This is a genomic window from Massilia aquatica (genome assembly GCF_011682045.1).
GTDB classification, from domain to species: Bacteria; Pseudomonadota; Gammaproteobacteria; order Burkholderiales; family Burkholderiaceae_D; genus Telluria_A; species Telluria_A aquatica.
Genome location: NZ_VVIW01000001.1, coordinates 217,020 through 234,114, shown reverse-complemented (window position 1 = coordinate 234,114; position 17,095 = coordinate 217,020). Strand labels below are relative to the sequence as shown.

General features: G+C 64.1%; 14 protein-coding genes. 9 read left to right on the top strand and 5 right to left on the bottom strand.

All coding sequences use genetic code 11. The annotated features are described in order from the left end of the window. Positions 1–4: 4 nt before the first annotated feature. The 3 genes from F1609_RS01105 to F1609_RS01095 all read right to left on the bottom strand — a co-directional run bounded on the left by F1609_RS01105 (position 5) and on the right by F1609_RS01095 (position 2,294). Positions 5–1,525 (bottom strand): SulP family inorganic anion transporter, encoded by a 1,521-nt coding sequence (locus F1609_RS01105; protein ID WP_167073835.1) that lies wholly within the window; start codon positions 1,523–1,525, stop codon positions 5–7. 96 nt (positions 1,526–1,621) lie between these two features. Further along, complete coding sequence (locus tag F1609_RS01100) at positions 1,622–1,963, bottom strand: c-type cytochrome (RefSeq protein WP_167073833.1); 342 nt, start codon at positions 1,961–1,963, stop codon at positions 1,622–1,624. Between the two features lie 10 nt (positions 1,964–1,973). After that, the gene (locus tag F1609_RS01095) at positions 1,974–2,294 is read right to left on the bottom strand and encodes a c-type cytochrome (protein ID WP_167073831.1); all 321 of its coding nucleotides are present in this window, start codon (positions 2,292–2,294) and stop codon (positions 1,974–1,976) included. A gap of 175 nt (positions 2,295–2,469) precedes the next feature. Here F1609_RS01095 and F1609_RS01090 point away from each other — a divergent pair, with 175 nt between their 5' ends. From F1609_RS01090 to F1609_RS01070, 5 genes are all read left to right on the top strand, one after another. Further along, positions 2,470–3,336, top strand: coding sequence for an AAA family ATPase (locus tag F1609_RS01090; protein WP_167073829.1), 867 nt, complete (start codon positions 2,470–2,472; stop codon positions 3,334–3,336). Further along, positions 3,336–3,923: a GNAT family N-acetyltransferase gene (locus tag F1609_RS01085; protein WP_167073827.1), complete on the top strand. Its 588-nt coding sequence runs from the start codon at positions 3,336–3,338 to the stop codon at positions 3,921–3,923. The genes F1609_RS01090 and F1609_RS01085 overlap by 1 nt, the downstream gene beginning before the upstream one ends. A gap of 1 nt (position 3,924) precedes the next feature. Further along, on the top strand, positions 3,925–5,094 hold the full coding sequence (locus tag F1609_RS01080) for a vWA domain-containing protein (RefSeq protein WP_167073825.1): 1,170 nt from the start codon (positions 3,925–3,927) through the stop codon (positions 5,092–5,094). Between the two features lie 129 nt (positions 5,095–5,223). Continuing rightward, positions 5,224–6,399 carry a cation:proton antiporter gene (locus F1609_RS01075; RefSeq protein WP_167073823.1) on the top strand — a complete coding sequence of 392 codons (1,176 nt, stop codon included), beginning with the start codon at positions 5,224–5,226 and terminating at the stop codon, positions 6,397–6,399. 1 nt (position 6,400) lies between these two features. Next, on the top strand, positions 6,401–7,522 hold the full coding sequence (locus F1609_RS01070) for a YbdK family carboxylate-amine ligase (protein ID WP_167073821.1): 1,122 nt from the start codon (positions 6,401–6,403) through the stop codon (positions 7,520–7,522). A 124-nt stretch (positions 7,523–7,646) separates the two neighbouring features. Here the strand turns inward: F1609_RS01070 and F1609_RS01065 are convergent, their stop codons facing one another. Beyond that, complete coding sequence (locus tag F1609_RS01065; RefSeq protein WP_167073819.1) at positions 7,647–8,657, bottom strand: gamma-glutamyl-gamma-aminobutyrate hydrolase family protein; 1,011 nt, start codon at positions 8,655–8,657, stop codon at positions 7,647–7,649. A 68-nt stretch (positions 8,658–8,725) separates the two neighbouring features. Next, complete coding sequence (locus F1609_RS01060) at positions 8,726–9,517, bottom strand: response regulator (protein WP_229421538.1); 792 nt, start codon at positions 9,515–9,517, stop codon at positions 8,726–8,728. Positions 9,518–9,713: 196 nt separating this feature from the next. On the opposite strand from F1609_RS01060, the gene F1609_RS01055 reads away from it, so the two are divergent. The 4 genes from F1609_RS01055 to parC all read left to right on the top strand — a co-directional run bounded on the left by F1609_RS01055 (position 9,714) and on the right by parC (position 17,037). After that, positions 9,714–11,711 carry a DNA topoisomerase IV subunit B gene (locus F1609_RS01055; RefSeq protein WP_167073815.1) on the top strand — a complete coding sequence of 666 codons (1,998 nt, stop codon included), beginning with the start codon at positions 9,714–9,716 and terminating at the stop codon, positions 11,709–11,711. 191 nt (positions 11,712–11,902) lie between these two features. Further along, positions 11,903–13,612 carry a molecular chaperone HscC gene (locus F1609_RS01050; RefSeq protein WP_167073813.1) on the top strand — a complete coding sequence of 570 codons (1,710 nt, stop codon included), beginning with the start codon at positions 11,903–11,905 and terminating at the stop codon, positions 13,610–13,612. Beyond that, positions 13,609–14,637, top strand: a complete 1,029-nt coding sequence (locus F1609_RS34175; RefSeq protein ID WP_196785385.1) for a J domain-containing protein — start codon at positions 13,609–13,611, stop codon at positions 14,635–14,637. Before F1609_RS01050 ends, F1609_RS34175 begins: the two co-directional genes overlap by 4 nt. Positions 14,638–14,715: 78 nt before the next feature. Beyond that, entirely contained in the window at positions 14,716–17,037 is a 2,322-nt protein-coding gene (gene parC, locus F1609_RS01040) for a DNA topoisomerase IV subunit A (RefSeq protein WP_167073811.1), read from the top strand. Positions 17,038–17,095 lie beyond the last annotated feature (58 nt).

Genomic DNA, 17,095 nt, shown 5'->3' with positions numbered 1-17,095 from the left:
AGGCTCAGGCCAGTTTGTCGTCGGCGATGCGGTAGCGCGGATCCTCGGCCAGGTTCACCTCGATCATGTCGCGCGCATTTTCCAGCAGCTCGCGGCAGTCGGGGCTCAGGTGGCGCAGGTGCAGGCGCTTGCCGGCCTGGCGGTAGCGCAGCGCCAGCGCGTCGATGGCCTGGATCGCCGAATGGTCGACCACGCGCGCGCCGGCAAAGTCGACCACCACGTCCTGCGGATCGTCCCTGGGCGTAAACAGCTGGTTAAACTGCGCCACCGAGGCGAAAAACAGGGTGCCTTCCAGTTGGTAGACCTTGGCGCCCTGCTGGTCCGGGTGGATGGCGACCCGGATCCGCTTGGCGTGCTCCCATGCGAACGCCAGCGCCGAGACGATCACGCCGGCGACCACCGCAATGGCCAGGTCGAAGATCAGGGTCAGCACGGCCACCAGCAGGCCGACCGCGATATCGGCGCGCGGCACCTTGCCGAACAGGCGAAAACTGCCCCAGGCGAAGGTTTTCTGGCACACCACGAACATCACGCCGATCAGGGCGGCCAGCGGAATGCGTTCGATCCATGCGGAGGCGAACAGGATGAACGAGAGCAGGAACACGGCGGTGGCGATGCCCGACAGGCGCCCGGTGGCGCCGTTGTTCACGTTGATCATGCTCTGGCCAATCATGGCGCAGCCGCCCATGCCGCCGAACAGGCCCGTGACCACGTTGGCCACGCCCTGCGCCATGCTTTCGCGGTTCGGCTGGCCGCGCGTGTCGGTCATCTCGTCGATCAAGGTGAGCGTGAGCAGCGACTCGATCAGCCCCACCGCGGCCAGCACCAGCGCATACGGGAAGATGATGCGCAGGGTAGCCCAGTTCAGGGGCACGTCCGGCAGGTGAAACGCCGGCAGGCCGCCCTTGATCGAGGCCAGGTCGCCCACGGTCTTGGTATCGATACCAAGCGTGGCCACCAGCACCGACACCAGCAGGATGCCGGCCAGGGTCGAGGGAATGGCGCGCGTTACGCGCGGCAGCAGGTAGATCACCGCCATGGTCAGCGCCGCCAGGCCCAGCATCGTATACAGCGGCGCGCCGCTCATCCAGTGCTGCGCGCCGTCGGCGCCCGTCACCTTGAAGTGCCCGAACTGCGCCATGAAGATCACCATGGCCAGCCCGTTCACAAACCCCAGCATGACCGGATACGGCACCATGCGGATGAATTTACCGAGGCGCGCGGCGGCGAACAGCAGCTGCAAAAGCCCCATCAGCACCACCGTGGCGAACAGGTATTGAACCCCGTGCGAGATCACCAGCGCCACCATCACCACCGCCAGCGCACCGGTCGCGCCCGAAATCATGCCGGGCCGCCCGCCGATCGCCGAGGTAATCAGGGACACCATGAACGCGGCGTACAGGCCGGTCAGGGGCGAGACGTGCGCCACCAGCGCAAAGGCGATCGCCTCCGGCACCATGGCCAGCGCCACGGTCAGGCCGCTGAGCAGGTTCGATTTGAGGTAGTGGGGCGACAAGGTGGGCAAACGCAGCTCCGTGGGCGGTCTATAAATACAAAACGCCCTCCCCTTCCCGATAAAGAGAAGGTGGAAGGCGCTCGGGGTGCTGCGGGTGCGTTCTGCTTAGCGCTGCAGCACCAGTCCCGAAGGAAGGCTGTGCAGGTACGCTGCGATGTCGTCGATTTCCTTGTTCGACAATGGCTTGGCAAAGCCGCCCATGATGGCGTTGTTACGGCCGTTCGGGCCTTCGCCGCGCTTGTACGCGATCAGCGCGTGCTTGAGGTACTCGGCGTGCTGGCCGGCCAGCTTGGGGTAGCTCGGGTCGGTCGACTTGGTAAAGTCGGCGCCGTGGCACGACGCGCAGTTGTACTTCTTGGTCAGGGCTTCGCCATTGGCGATATTGCCGCCAGCGGTCGCGCTCAGGGATACAGCGCCGCAGAACAGGGCGATCATCAGTTTTTTCATGGCTCTGTCCTTATTTCTTCACTTGCTGCGAGTAGTAGGCAGCGACATCGGCGATTTCCTGGTCGGTCATGGTGCCGGCCACACCGCGCATCGAAGGATGCTTGCGGTCGCCCTTTTTATAGGCATTCAACGCGTTTTCGATGTACTTGGCCGACTGGCCGCCAATCATCGGCACCGGATAGACTTCGGGGAAAGTCGCTTTGTAACCGGGGATGCCGTGGCAGCCGATACATTGTTCAACTTTGGCAGCCTTGGCGTTTCCAACGATGTCCGCTGCGGCGGACACGTTCGCGACGCAGGCGAGCACGAGGAGTGCGATGAGTTTTTTCATGGTGGCGAGGGTAAGTGATAATCGGGTATCGCACGTGCAAACTTATTATGTTTTGCACTATCAACCTGAGAGTTTAACCGAACTGACGTGACGCGTCCACTTCACTGTGTTGCAGTGCCGCCCTTCCGGTTCTGGCATATACTCGAAATAATTCCACTTTTGACCACACACGCACATGCACGCATCGACTTCGCAGGCGCACCGCTTCCAGGGTTCGGATAGTTATGTCGCCACCGCCGACCTGAAACTGGCGGTCAACGCCGCCCTCACCTTGCAGCGGCCCTTGCTGATCAAGGGCGAGCCGGGTACCGGCAAAACCATGCTGGCCGAAGAAGTCGCGGCAGCCCTGAACATGCCGCTGATGCAGTGGCATATCAAGTCCACCACCAAGGCCCAGCAAGGCCTGTACGAGTACGACGCGGTGTCGCGTTTGCGCGACTCCCAGCTCGGCGACGAGCGCGTGCGCGACATCCACAACTACATCGTCAAGGGCGTGCTGTGGCAGGCCTTCACCGCGCCCGAGCCGGTGGTGCTGCTGATCGACGAGATCGACAAGGCCGACATCGAGTTCCCCAACGACCTGCTGCGCGAACTTGACCGCATGGAGTTCTACGTCTACGAGACGCGCGAAATGGTCGTGGCCAAACACCGCCCGCTGGTGATCATCACCTCCAACAATGAAAAAGAGCTGCCGGACGCGTTCCTGCGCCGCTGCTTTTTCCATTACATCAAATTCCCCGACAAGGACACGATGGAGCAGATCGTCAAGGTGCACTACCCGACCTTGAAACAGGACCTGCTGGCGCAGGCGCTGCAAAGCTTCTACGAAGTGCGCGACGTGCCGGGCCTGAAGAAAAAGCCGTCCACCTCTGAATTCCTCGACTGGCTCAAGCTGCTGCTGGCCGAAGACATCCCGGCCGAAGCGCTGCGCAGCCAGGATACCAAGGCTATCGTGCCGCCGCTGCACGGCGCCCTGCTCAAGAACGAGCAGGACGTGCACCTGTTCGAGCGCCTGGTGTACATGTCGCGGACCAACCGCTGATGATCCAGGTCGACGCCCTCACCCTCGAATTCAACGGCGTGCGCCTCGAGCCTTTGTCGCTCGCGCACGCCGGGGGCCTCTGCGCGGCAGCAAGCGACGGCGAACTGTGGAACATCCGCGTCACCTCGGTGCCGGAACCGCACAACGTGGAGCAGTACATCCGCCACGCGCTCGAGATGCCCGACCGGCTGGCGTTTGCCGTGATCGACGCCTCCAGCGGGCTTGTGATGGGTTCGACCAGCTACCACGACATCTTGCCCAAGGTCGACCGGCTCGAGATCGGCTGGACCTGGTACGCCAAAAGCCGCCAGCGCAGCCATGTCAATACCAGCTGCAAACTACTGCTGCTCTCGCACGCCTTCGACACGCTCGGCTGCGCGGTGGTCGGCCTGCGCACCGATAACTTCAACCACGCCTCACAGGCGGCCATCGAACGCCTCGGCGCCAAAAAAGATGGCGTGATCCGCCACAGCGCCGTGCGCCGCGACGGCACCGTGCGCGACACCGTCATGTACAGCATCGTGCGCGGCGAATGGTCCGAAATCAAGTCGCACCTGCACTACCAGCTGCAGCGCGCGGGAGCCTGATGTGCTGATCGACTTCTTCTTTACCCTCAAGGACGCCAGGATCCCGGTCACGATCAAGGAGTTCCTGACCTTGCTCGAAGCGATGGAGCGCAATGTCGTCGGCGCCTCCATGGACGACTTCTATTATGTAGCGCGCCTGACCCTGGTCAAGGATGAAGCCCACTACGATAAATTCGACCGCGCCTTTGCCCAGTACTTCAAGGGCATCAACGCCGCCTTCGAGACCAATGCCGCCATTCCGCTCGACTGGCTGGTCAAGCGCATGGAGCGCGAACTGTCGGACGAACAGAAACGCCAGCTCGAAAAATTCGGCTACGACAAGCTGATGGACCGCCTGAACGAACTGCTCAAGGAACAGAAGGAGCGGCACGAAGGCGGCAGCAAGTGGATCGGCACCGGCGGCACTTCGCCGTTCGGGAACGGCGGCACCAATCCGGAGGGCGTGCGCATCGGCGGCAAGGGCGGCAACCGCACCGCGGTCAAGGTGTGGGAGCAGCGCGCCTACCGCGACTACGACGCCGAGCGCGAACTGGGCACGCGCAACATCAAGGTGGCGCTGCGCCGCCTGCGCAAGTTCGCGCGCGAAGGCGCCGAGGACGAACTGGCGCTCGACGCCACCATCCACGCCACCGCCAACAACGCCGGCTTCCTCGACATCAAGATGCGGCCCGAGCGCCGCAACAAGGTCAAGGTATTGATGCTGCTGGACGTGGGCGGCTCGATGGACGACCATATCGAACGCACCGAAGAACTGTTCTCGGCGGCCAAGACCGAATTCAAGAACATGGAGTTCTTCTACTTCCACAACTGCGTCTACGATTACCTGTGGAAGAACAACCGGCGCCGCAACGCCGAGCGTTTTCCGACCTGGGACATCCTGCGCAAGTACCCGGCCGACACCAAGCTCATTTTCGTCGGCGACGCCACCATGAGCCCTTACGAAGTACTGCATCCGGGCGGCTCGGTCGAATACAACAACGAAGAAGCCGGCGCCGCGTGGCTGGCGCGCTTTTGCAATGCCTTCCCCAAATTCGCCTGGCTCAATCCCGAGCCGGAAGGCGTGTGGCAGTACCGCCAGTCGATTGCGGTGATCCGCCAGATTATGAGCAACCGCATGTTCCCGTTGACGATCGAGGGCCTGGAGCGCGCCATGCGCACCCTGAGCAAATAGCCCTGGGTGGCGCTACCCGGAGCGCATGCTTGCGTTTTGGGTAACATTTTTCGTTATGCGGAATCGTGCGCGCGGGCTCGTCTTGTAGAATCTTGGCGCACCCATCGACCGGTGGAACGAAAGGAATTCATGCCCGATCTGCTGACGATCCTCACCAATCTCTCCTGGCCTTTTGCGATCTGCATCGCCTGGATGGCCGGCGAATTCGGCAAGCGCTGGACCGGCCTGCCGCGCATCAGCTTTTACGGCATTGTCGGTTTTGCGCTGGCCAGCACCCAGATCGGCGTACTGCCGGCCACCAGCGGCGGCACCATCCTGCTGATGGCCGACGTGGCCTTCGGCTTGATCCTGTTCGAACTTGGCTACCGCATCAACCTGCGCTGGCTGCGCACCAATCCCTGGTTCGCCATGGCCTCGCTGGTCGAAGCGCTGGGCACCTTTGTCGCCGTGTATTTCGTCGCCCTCTGGTTCGGCGTGACCACCATGACCGCGCTGATGCTCGCCTCGCTCGCCATGTCCACCTCGCCCGCCACGGTGGTACGCATCATCAATGAACAGCGCAGTTCCGGCCAGGTGACCGAGCGCGTGCTGCACCTGTCCGCGATCAACTGCGTGCTGTCGGTGTTTACATTCAACGTGATCGTCGGCTTCTGGATCTTCCACAGCTCGGCGGACATTGGCGACGCCACCATCAGCAGCCTGGTTGCGCTCTTGATCTCGGGCGTGGTCGGCGCCGTGTTCGGCGTGGTGGTGCCGGCGCTGCTGCGCCACCTGGGCAACCTGTCGCAGGACGCCACGGTCGCTTTCGCGCTGGCCGTCATTCTGCTGGTCTCGATCACCTACACCATGAACCTCTCGCCGGTGGTGGCCACGCTGGCCTTCGGCCTGACGGCGCGCCACCGCAGGGTGGCCTTCAGCGGCGCACAGCGCAACTTTGGCGCACTGGGCGAACTGCTCACCGTGCTGCTGTTCGTGTACGCCGCCTCGACCCTGGAATGGCGCGAAGTGCTCGCCGGCGGCGCACTGGCGTTCGCCGTCGTGATCGTGCGCCTGATGACCAAGACCCTGGGCGTGACGGTGTTCTCGCAACTGTCCGGCATTTCGTGGCGCAAGGGCGCGCTGACCGGCCTGGCGCTCGCGCCGGTATCGGTGTTCGTGATTTTGCTGCTCGAGCATGCGCGCCTGCGCGGCATCGACATACAGGAGCTGAGGTCGATGGCCGCGGTCACCATGCTGCTCGAAGTATTCGGCCCCATTATCATCCAGCGCGCCCTGATCTGGGCCCGCGAAACCACGGAGGCCTGAGATGGCGCTTGAACCGTTTGCCAATTCCAAGGCACTGACCTTTGGCGTGGAACTGGAGCTGCAATTGGTCAGTCTGTCGGACTTTGACCTGACCGCCGCCAGTCCCGACCTGCTGCACCTGCTCGCGCAAAAACCCTTTCCGGGCAATGTGACGCCCGAAATCGCCGAGAGCATGATCGAGATTAATTCGAGCGTGCATTCGAGCCACCTGCCGCTGCTGGCCGAACTGCTGGAAATCCGCGACATCCTGGTGGCGGCGGGCGACCGCCTCAATATCGGCTTGTGCGGCGGCGGCACGCATCCGTTCCAGCACTGGTCGGAGCAGAAAATCTATCCCAAGCAGCGCTTCCAGGAACTGTCGTCGCTGTACGGCTACCTAGCCAAGCAGTTCACGGTGTTCGGGCAGCACGTGCACATCGGCTGCGCCTCGGGCGACGATGCAATGTTCCTGCTGCATTCGCTGAACCGGTATATTCCGCACTTCATCGCGCTGTCGGCGTCGTCGCCGTTCGTGCAGGGGCATGACAGCCTGTTCGATTCGGCGCGCCTCAATTCCGTGTTCGCGTTTCCGATGAGCGGACGTGCGCCGTTCACCCTGAGCTGGGACGAATTCGCCAATGTCTATTTTGCGAAGATGGAAGGCACCGGCATCATCAAGAGCATGAAGGATTTTTACTGGGATGTGCGGCCCAAGCCGGAATACGGCACCATCGAGCTGCGCGTGTGCGACACGCCGCTGACGGTGGAACGGGCGGCGGCGCTGGCCGGGTATTTGCAGGCGCTGTGCCGGCACCTGCTGGAGCGGCGCGAAGAGCCGCCGGTGGAAGACGACTATCTGGTGTATAACTTCAACCGCTTCCAGGCGTGCAGGTTCGGGTTGGATGGGGCGATTACGCATCCGAAAACCTACGAGACCATGTCGCTGCGCGAGGATATCCTGACGACCCTGCGCAAGATGGAGCCGCATGGCGAGGCGCTGGGGAGCCTGGGGGCGCTGCGGCATTTGTCGACGGCGGCGCAGGAGGCCAGCGACGCGACGTATTTACGAAGGCAGTATGAGGAACAGGGGAGCGCCGAGGGGATGGTGAATGCGGCGATCGGGCGGTTCAGGGGCAAGCGCTAGCCTGTCCACACCCCATTAGCCGGTGCGCCGTCTCCCCCGCGCAGGCGGGGGCCCATAGCACCTATGAGCAGCGGTGCTATAGACCCCCGCCGAGGGCCGCCTTGGCGCGGGGGAGACGGTAAAGCTACAACCGCGTCTCGCGCGCCGCCCGCAAGAATTCATCCAGGATCGGCGTGCAGTCCAGCAGATCGACCCCACCGGCCCGGTGAAACTCCGGGTGCCACTGCAATCCCATCACGAAATTCGCCCTTTGATACCGGATCGCTTCGATGATCCCGTCCGGATCGGACATCGCTTCCACCACCACATCGCGCCCCAGGTCCTTGACCGCCTGGTGGTGAATCGAGTTCACGACCGGCCGCCGCACATCCGGGAACATGCGTCCCAGCGACGACCCGGACGGAAAAATCACCTTGTGCCGGTGCGCGTCGTAATCGCTGTGCACGTGCGCGTGCGCGGCCGGCACATTGGTCGCCACGTCCTGGTACAAAGTCCCTCCGAATGCCACGTTGATCAACTGGCACCCGCGGCAGATGCCCAGCACCGGTTTACCCGCATCGACGAATTCGTGCAGCAGTTCGAGCTCGTACACATCGCGCGCGCGGTCGCCGCTCCATTCGGGCCGGGTCGGCGTTTCGGAATAGGTTTGCGGCGACACGTCGGCCCCGCCCTGCAGCACCAGCCCGTCGAGATGGCGCGCGTAATGGCGCAAGGTGATGTTACTCGGATGGAGCAGGCCGTTGGTATTGACCGTCGGGATCATAAACACCAGCACATCGCGCGACATGACCCACTGCGCGATCGACTCTTCCAGGTACTGCAAATTCTTGCTGCGCAGTCCCGTCGATCCGGGCTCGGGATGGAAAATGCGCGCCGAGACGCCGATGCGCAAGGTACGGCGCATGAAGTCGCGGCCGATCTTGTCGCGCAGGTTGCGCCAGCGCGAAGCGATCACGCGGCGCGCCAGGGCCAGCGGCGTGTCGCTGTCTTTCTGGTAGCGCGGCAGGGCGTCGGCGGCGCGGCGGTCGGGAACGCGGGGGGCGTGAACACCGCCGTCGGCATCCGTTCCGGGCACGGGCGCGGGGACAGGATCGGGTACAGCGGCTGGCAACAGGGGCTTGTCGGTATCGGGCATGCCTTAAATATAGCGCTCCCATGCGGGCGCACGATTCAAAGTTGTAACAAAATTGTGACTAACACGTCCTAGGGCGGCAGCGACAGCAGCTTTTTCAGTGCCCCCAGCAGATGACGGTCGGCCATCGGTTTGTCGAGCAGGCCGCGCACTCCGGCCGCGCGCGCGCGCGCCGTATCGTAGCCGGAGGCCTGGTTCACCAGCAGCACCACGGCGATCCGCTCGGCCCCGTCCTGGCGCTTGATCTCGCTGCACAGCGCATACGGATCGACGCCGGGCGTGGAGGTATTGATCATCACCACCGCCACCGGCGTCTCGGCGCACAGGCGCAGCGCCGCCGCCGCGCTCTCGGTCCATTCCACCGCCACCTGGTGCGGCGCCAGCAGGCGCGCCACATGGTCGCGCAGCGCGCCGCGCTTGTCGACGATGAGCACCGCGCCGCCCGGGGCCTGGCGCCGCATCTTGATAAAGTCGGCCGGGTCGGTGATGTCGAGATCGAGGCGGATGCGGCGGCGCCGCTCGTGCTGCGGCGCCGCCGCCGGCGCCGGCGCGTTATTGACCGCCTCGGCGCGCTTGCGCCCCATCTCGGCGAGCAGCTTGAACATCTGGAACATGTCCAGTGGCCGCGACAGCTGCGCACAAGGAAAATCCATCCCGGCCGAGCCGATCACCATGCCGGGACGGAGCGCGTCCGGCTGCCACGCCAGCAAGGCGGCCAGCGCGCTCAGGTCGTCGCCGTTGGCGATCATCAGGTCCGGCTCTTGCAAACTGTCGCCCAGCAGGCAAGAATACGACGGCCCGTCGCGCGGGGGATGCGCGAGCGCCGTCCCCAGCTCGGCCCCTTCGGAAGAAGGAAAGCCCAACAGGCGAACACTCAGAGACTGCCTTTTTGCATGCATTTTTATTAACTTATGGAATTGTTTTGACCACACCTGTTGGCGTGCGTACAAATCTAACCACAATTGCCCGGGCTGGCAAGTACATTCAGCGCGCTCAAATTTGGCTTCTTTTCCGGCTGACAAGATAGAATGCGCAGGCATCCGCATAAAGAACTTAGATATGGCCACCAAAAAACCTGCATCCGACTACAGCGAATCCTCCATCCGGGTCCTCAAGGGACTCGAACCCGTCAAACAGCGTCCGGGCATGTACACCCGCACGGAAAATCCGCTGCACATCATCCAGGAAGTGATCGACAACGCCTCCGATGAAGCGCTCGGCGGCCATTGCAAGAACATCGGCGTGACGGTCAATGCGGACGGCTCGATCATGGTCGAAGACGACGGCCGCGGCATCCCGGTCGGCCTGCATCCTGACGAAGGCGTGCCGACGGTGGAAATCGTCTTTACGCGCCTGCACGCGGGCGGCAAATTCGACAAGGGTTCGGGCGGCGCGTATGCCTTCTCGGGCGGCTTGCACGGGGTCGGCGTGTCGGTCACCAACGCGCTCTCCTCGCGCCTGGAAATCACGGTCTGGCGCAAGGAAGACAACGGCAACGGCTTGCACAAGATGGTGTTCGCCGACGGCGAGGTGATCGAGCCACTGGCCTCGATCCCGGCACCGCGCGACGGCAAGAAGAGCGGCACCCGCGTGACCGCCTGGCCGAACCCGAAGTATTTCGACTCGCCCGCGATCTCGCAGGTCGAGCTTGCGCGCCTGCTGCGCTCCAAGGCGGTGCTGCTGCCCGGCGTGACGGTCACCCTGACCATCGCCAAGACCGGCGACGTGACCACCTGGAAGTACGACGAAGGCCTGCGCGGCTACCTCAATGAAATGCTCGCGCAAAGCACCAACGGCGACACCGTGATCCCGGTGTTCGAAGGCGCCCAGTACTCCAACGGCGAGTCGGACGGCTTTGCCGAAGGCGAAGGCGCGGCCTGGGTGGTGGCGTGGACCGAAGAAGGCGCGGTGGTGCGCGAATCGTACGTGAACCTGATTCCCACCTCGAACGGCGGCACCCACGAATCGGGCCTGCGCGACGGGCTGTTCGGCGCGGTCAAGAGCTTCGTCGAGATGCACGCGCTGCTGCCCAAAGGCGTCAAGCTGATGCCCGAAGACGTGTTCGCGCGCGTCTCGTTCGTGTTGTCGGCCAAGGTGCTCGACCCGCAGTTCCAGGGCCAGATCAAGGAACGCCTGAACTCGCGCGACGCGGTGCGGCTGGTCTCGACCTTCGCCAAGCCACCGCTCGAACTGTGGCTGAACCAGCACGTCGAATACGGCCGCAAGCTGGCCGAACTGGTGATCCGCCAGGCCCAGTCGCGCCTGCGTTCGCTGCAAAAAGTGGAAAAGAAGAAGTCCTCGGGCGTGGCGGTCTTGCCGGGCAAGCTGACCGATTGCGAATCGAGCGACATCGGCCGCAACGAACTGTTCCTGGTCGAGGGCGACTCGGCGGGCGGTTCGGCCAAGATGGGGCGCGACAAGGAATTCCAGGCCATCCTGCCGCTGCGCGGCAAGGTGCTCAACTCCTGGGAAACCGACCGTGACCGCCTGTTCGCCAACAACGAGATCCACGACATTGCCGTGGCCATTGGCGTCGACCCGCACAGCGTGGGTGACACGCCGGACCTGTCCGGCCTGCGTTATGGCAAAATTTGCATCCTGTCGGATGCGGACGTGGACGGCTCGCACATCCAGGTACTGCTGCTGACCTTGTTCTTCAAGCACTTCCCGGCCCTGTTCGCGCCTGGCCACATCTGCGTGGCGCGCCCGCCGCTGTACCGGGTCGACGCCCCGGCGCGCGGCAAGAAGCCGATCCAGAAACTGTACGCGCTCGACGATGGCGAGCTGGTGGCGATCCAGGACAAGCTGATGAAAGAAGGCCTGAAAGAAGGCAGCTGGAGCATTTCGCGCTTCAAGGGTCTCGGTGAGATGAACGCGGAACAACTGTGGGAAACCACGATGAACCCGGATACACGGCGTTTGCTGCCGGTATCGCTGGGCGACTTCAGCCACATCGACGCCTCGGCGCGCTTTAACATGCTGATGGGCAAAGGCGAAGCCGCCGCCCGCCGCGCCTGGATCGAAGAACACGGCAACGAAACCGAAGCCGACATCTGATGTTGTTGCAAAGCCGGTGAAAAATTGGGGTCAGACCCCGGTTTTTCACCGGCTTTGCAACAGTTAGTGCACTTTCTGATTGAGTTGTAAAACCGGCTGTCGCGACGCTGGCGATATGTTGCAAAACCGGGGACAGACCCCGGTTTTGCAACATATCGCCGGTCTCCGGCAGCACAAACGGACACTGAACCATGATTATCGGAATCGACCTCGGCACCACGAATAGTCTCGCGGCAGTGTGGCGCGACGGCAAGGCGCACCTTATTCCCAACGCATTGGGCAGCTTTCTCACGCCGTCCTGCGTCGGCATGGATGACGATGGCACCGTGCTCACCGGCGAAGCGGCGCGCGCGCGCCTGCAGACCCACCCGCACATGACGGCGGCGCTGTTCAAGCGCTACATGGGCAGCGAGCGCGAAACCCAGCTCGGGGCGCGCAAGTTCCGTCCCGAGGAATTGTCGTCGATGGTGCTGCGCTCGCTGAAGGAAGACGCCGAAGCCTGGCTCGGCGAACCAGTCACGGATGCCATCATCACCGTGCCCGCCTACTTCAGCGACGCCCAGCGCAAGGCGACCCGGGTGGCCGGCCAGCTGGCGGGCTTGCGCGTCGAGCGCCTGCTCAACGAGCCGACCGCCGCGGCGCTGGCCTACGGCATCCAGGACACCAAGCGCGAAACCAAATTCCTCGTCTTCGACCTGGGCGGCGGCACCTTCGACGTCTCCATCCTCGAACTGTTCGAAGGGGTGATGGAAGTGCGCGCCACCGCCGGCGACAATTTTTTGGGCGGGGAGGATTTTGCCAGCGTGCTGGTGGACGCCTTCCTGTCGCGCAGCGGCCTGTCCAAGGACTTGAACGGCACTGAACTGAACGGCACCCAGCGCCAGCGCCTGCGCGAAGAAGCCGAACGCGCCAAGCGCGCCCTGTCCGACAGCCTCACCGCGCGCATGGTCTACACCAGCGCCGGCAAGGAATACAGCCTGGACCTGACCGAGGACTTGTTCGTGCTGCTGTGCGACCACCTGGTGCAGCGCCTGCGCGGCCCGGTCGAACGGGCGCTGCGCGACGCCACCATCAAGGCCTCCGAACTCGATTCGGTGGTGCTGGCCGGCGGCGCCACCCGCATGCCGCTGGTGCGCAAGATGGTCTCGCGCATGTTCGGGCGCTTCCCGTCGATCAGTCTCGATCCCGACCAGGCGATCGCGCTGGGCGCCGCCGTGCAGGCCGGCCTGATGGCGCGCGACGCGGCCCTCTCCGAAGTGGTGATGACCGACGTGGCGCCCTACTCGCTGGGCATCTCGATCGCGCGCGAAATCGGCCCGAACCAGTACGAGGGCGGCCACTACCTGCCGATCATCGAGCGCAATTCGACGGTGCCGGTCTCGCGCGTGGAATCGATCACCACCATCAACGACTACCAGAACGAACTGGTGGTGCATGTCTACCAGGGCGAATCGCGCCGCGTGTCGGACAATGTCTTCCTGGGCAAGCTGGCCTTCCCGATCGAGTCGAAGCGCTCCGGTGAAATCAGTGCCGACGTGCGCTTCACGTATGACATCAGCGGCGTGCTGGAAGCGGAAATCACGCTCCAGCCAAGCCTGGAGAAGCACACCCTGGTCATCACCGAGAACGCCGGCGTGATGACCCAGGAAGAAGTGGCCAAGCGCCTGGCCGAGCTCAATGAACTGAAAATCCACCCGCGCGACAAGATCGAAAACCGCACCCTGCTGGCCCAGGCCGACCGCCTCTACGAGCAGTTGCTGGGCCAGGAACGCGCCTACCTGGCCGAGCACATCGCCGCTTTTACGGGCGTGCTCAATACCCAGCAGCCGGCGGCCATGCGGCGCGCGCACGAAGTGCTGACGAAAGTCATGCGTGAACTGGGCGGGAGTTCCTTCCTATGAATATCTGGAGCGTGCTCGGAATGACGGCCACCCGCGATGAGCGCGCGATCAAGCGCGCCTACGCGGCCAAGCTGAAGGTCACCCGTCCCGAGGACGATCCGGCCGCCTTCCAGATCCTGAATGACGCTTACCAGGCCGCGCTGCAACTGGCGCGCCAGGCCAATGACCTGGACTGGCCGGATGACGAGCCGGCCCCGCGCGCTGAGCTGCGCGAAGATCCCCGCGAGCAGCCGGTCTACGTGGCGGCCTACGAATTCGACCCGGACGCGCCGGTCTACGTGGCCGCCTACGAATTCGATCCGGATGCGCCGGTGTACACAGCGTGCTACGAATTCGATCCGTCCGCGCCGCCGTCCGAGGCAGGCGCGCCGGCGCCGGCGTTCGAGCTGCCCGCGCCACCGCCGTTGCCGTTGCCGGAACCACCGCCACGCCCGCAGCCCAAGCCCGAACAGTACCGCCTGCCGGAGATCCTGCCGCCTCCCCTTCCCGGCACCGGTCCCGATAGCACGATCATGCAGGCGCGCCGCATCTGGGCCGCGTTCCTGACGCGCGCGCACCGCAGCCCGCGCGAACAGCTGGCGCAGCTGTTCGCCGGCGACGAGCTGCTCAACATCGACGTGCGCGACCACTTCGAAGAGTGCGCTGTCCAGTACTGCGCCGGCGAAGGCTGCGACGACGAGTTCCGCGAAGCGATGGCGGGCCATTTCAACTGGGCCGACGACGCCAGCTTCGTGGACCGCCAGATGCCCGACGAAACCGGCATGATGCTGGCGCGCCTGCGCGCCCAGCGCTCGTACGCCCACTTCTGCCAGCTCGCGCTGGAAGACGAAGTGGTGCGCGCACTGCTCGACGGCGACCCGCGCGGCGTCATCGGCCGGTATCCCGACGCCGCCTTCACGCAGCGCATGCGCGAACTGCTCGAAAACGTCCACTGCCACCATGGCGAGATGCTCGACCTCAAACTCGATGCCGATATCGTCGAACACTGGATCGCGGTGGTGCGCGGCAGGGGCTGGTCGGCGTAGCAGCCGCCCCCCGCCACGCACACCCGACCAACCAACACACTCCTTTTACCCAGCACCTACGCATAAGCACCTACGTACATGTCCTCACAAACCAATCTGTTTGACCCGCCACCGCCGCCACCGCCGGAAGACACCGAAACCTTGACCCTGTCGACCTTCGCCGAGCGCGCCTATCTCGATTACGCCGTCTCGGTCGTCAAGGGCCGCGCCCTGCCTGACGTGTGCGACGGCCAGAAGCCGGTGCAGCGCCGCATTTTGTACCGCATGAACGAGCTGAAACTGGGCGCCAGCGCCAAGCCAAGCAAGTCGGCCGCCGTGGTCGGCGACGTGATGGGCAAACTGCACCCGCACGGCGACCAGTCGATCTACGACGCGCTGGTGCGCATGGCGCAGGACTTCTCGCTGCGCTATCCGCTGATCGACGGCCAGGGTAACTTCGGCTCGCGCGACGGCGACGGCGCGGCGGCGATGCGCTACACCGAGGCGCGCTTAACGCCCATCGGCAAGCTGCTGCTCGAGGAAATCGACGAAGGCACGGTCGACTTCCAGCCCAACTACGACGGCGAACACGCCGAACCGAAAACGCTGCCGGCGCGCCTGCCGATGGTGCTGCTCAATGGCGCCTCCGGCATCGCGGTGGGCCTGGCGACCGAAATCGCCTCGCACAACCTGACCGAAGTGGCGCGTGCCACCGTGGCCATGATCCGCAATCCGAAGATCACCCACGCCGAACTGATGGCGATCATTCCGGGACCGGATTTCCCGGGTGGCGGCCAGATCATCACGCCGCCGGCGCAGATCGCCGACATGTACGCCAGCGGACGCGGGTCGATGAAGGTGCGCGCGCGCTGGAAGATCGAAGAACTGGCGCGCGGCCAGTGGCAGGCGGTGGTGTCGGAACTGCCGCCGGGCGTGTCGTCGCAAAAGGTGCTCGAAGAGATCGAGGAACTGACCAATCCGAAGATCAAGCTCGGGAAAAAAGCGCTCTCGCCGGAACAGCTGGCGCTCAAGCAGACCATGCTCGGCTCGCTCGACTCGATCCGCGACGAATCGGGCCGCGCCGCTGCCGTGCGCCTGGTGTTCGAGCCGAAGTCGAAGAACCAGGACCAGGCCGAGTTCATGCTGATGCTGCTGGCGCATACCTCGCTGGAGTCATCGAGTTCGATCAACCTGGTGATGATCGGCGGCGACGGCCGTCCGCGCCAGAAGGGCTTGAGCGAAATCCTGCAGGAGTGGATCGACTTCCGCTTCGTGACGGTACGGCGCCGCACCGAGTTCAGGCTGGGCAAGGTCAACGACCGCATTCACATCCTGGAAGGACGCGAAGCGGTCCTGCTCAATATCGACAAGGTGATCCACATCATCCGTAATTCGGACGAGCCGAAGGAAGCGCTGATCGCCGAATTCCGTCTCTCCGACATCCAGGCCGAAGACATCCTGGAACTGCGCCTGCGCCAGCTGGCGCGCCTCGAAACCATCAAGATCCAGCAGGCGCTGGCGGAACTGCGCAAGGAAGAAGGCAGCCTGCGCGACATCCTCGAGAACCCGTCGACGATGAAGCGCCTGATCATCCGCGAGATCGAAAGCGACGCCAAGCAGTTCGGCGATGCGCGCCGCACCCTGATCGAAGAAGCGCAGCGCGCGGTGGCCGAGCAAAAAGTGGTGGACGAGCCGGTGACGGTGATCGTCTCCGACAAAGGCTGGGTGCGCGCGCGTACCGGCATCGGGCACGATGTGGCGCAGTTCACCTTCAAGGCGGGCGACTCGCTGTACGCGGCCTTCGAATGCCGCACCACCGACGCCCTGCTCGGCTTCGGCGACAACGGCAAGGTGTATTCGGTGCCGGTAGCCGCCTTGCCGGGAGCGCGCGGCGATGGGGTGCCGATCACCACCCTGGTCGATGTGCCGAACGGCGCGCGCATCCCGCACTTTTTCGCGGGCAGCGCCCAGACCATGCTGCTGCTGGCAACGACTGCGGGCTATGGTTTTTCGGCCAAGGCGGGCGATATGGTCAGCCGTCTCAAAGGCGGCAAGTCCTTCATCACGCTCGACGAAGGCGCGCAACCGCTGCCGCCGCGCGTGATCGCGGCCAATGCCAGCGCGGTGGCCTGCCTGACCGAAAAAGGCAAGCTGCTGGTGTTCGGCATGGATGAACTCAAGACCTTGACCAACGGCGGGCGCGGCGTGATCCTGATCGAGCTGGAAGACAAGGAAAAGCTGCTGGCGGTGCAGCCGATCTCGCAAAAAGGCGTGACCGTGCACGGCACCTGGGCCGGCGCCAAGCCGCGCGCGGTGGACTTGTCGGCATCGGGCCTGGCGGTCCACTTCGGCAAGCGCGCGCGTAAGGGCAAGCCTTTGGCGGCCAAAATCAAGGTGATCTCGCTTCAGCCGATCGGCTGATCCTTGCCCTCCCGCGCAAGGTGCGCGGGAGGGCACAAAACAAAAACGGGGCAAATGT

Excerpts from the sequence above, each read along its gene's own strand:
- F1609_RS01100 (WP_167073833.1), bottom strand. The coding sequence starts at position 1,963 with ATGAAAAAACTGATGATCGCCCTGTTCTGCGGCGCTGTATCCCTGAGC.
- F1609_RS01095 (WP_167073831.1), bottom strand. The coding sequence starts at position 2,294 with ATGAAAAAACTCATCGCACTCCTCGTGCTCGCCTGCGTCGCGAACGTG.
- F1609_RS01090 (WP_167073829.1), top strand. The coding sequence starts at position 2,470 with ATGCACGCATCGACTTCGCAGGCGCACCGCTTCCAGGGTTCGGATAGT.
- F1609_RS01085 (WP_167073827.1), top strand. The coding sequence starts at position 3,336 with ATGATCCAGGTCGACGCCCTCACCCTCGAATTCAACGGCGTGCGCCTC.
- F1609_RS01075 (WP_167073823.1), top strand. The coding sequence starts at position 5,224 with ATGCCCGATCTGCTGACGATCCTCACCAATCTCTCCTGGCCTTTTGCG.
- F1609_RS01070 (WP_167073821.1), top strand. The coding sequence starts at position 6,401 with ATGGCGCTTGAACCGTTTGCCAATTCCAAGGCACTGACCTTTGGCGTG.
- F1609_RS01065 (WP_167073819.1), bottom strand. The coding sequence starts at position 8,657 with ATGCCCGATACCGACAAGCCCCTGTTGCCAGCCGCTGTACCCGATCCT.
- F1609_RS01055 (WP_167073815.1), top strand. The coding sequence starts at position 9,714 with ATGGCCACCAAAAAACCTGCATCCGACTACAGCGAATCCTCCATCCGG.
- F1609_RS01050 (WP_167073813.1), top strand. The coding sequence starts at position 11,903 with ATGATTATCGGAATCGACCTCGGCACCACGAATAGTCTCGCGGCAGTG.
- F1609_RS34175 (WP_196785385.1), top strand. The coding sequence starts at position 13,609 with ATGAATATCTGGAGCGTGCTCGGAATGACGGCCACCCGCGATGAGCGC.
- parC (WP_167073811.1), top strand. The coding sequence starts at position 14,716 with ATGTCCTCACAAACCAATCTGTTTGACCCGCCACCGCCGCCACCGCCG.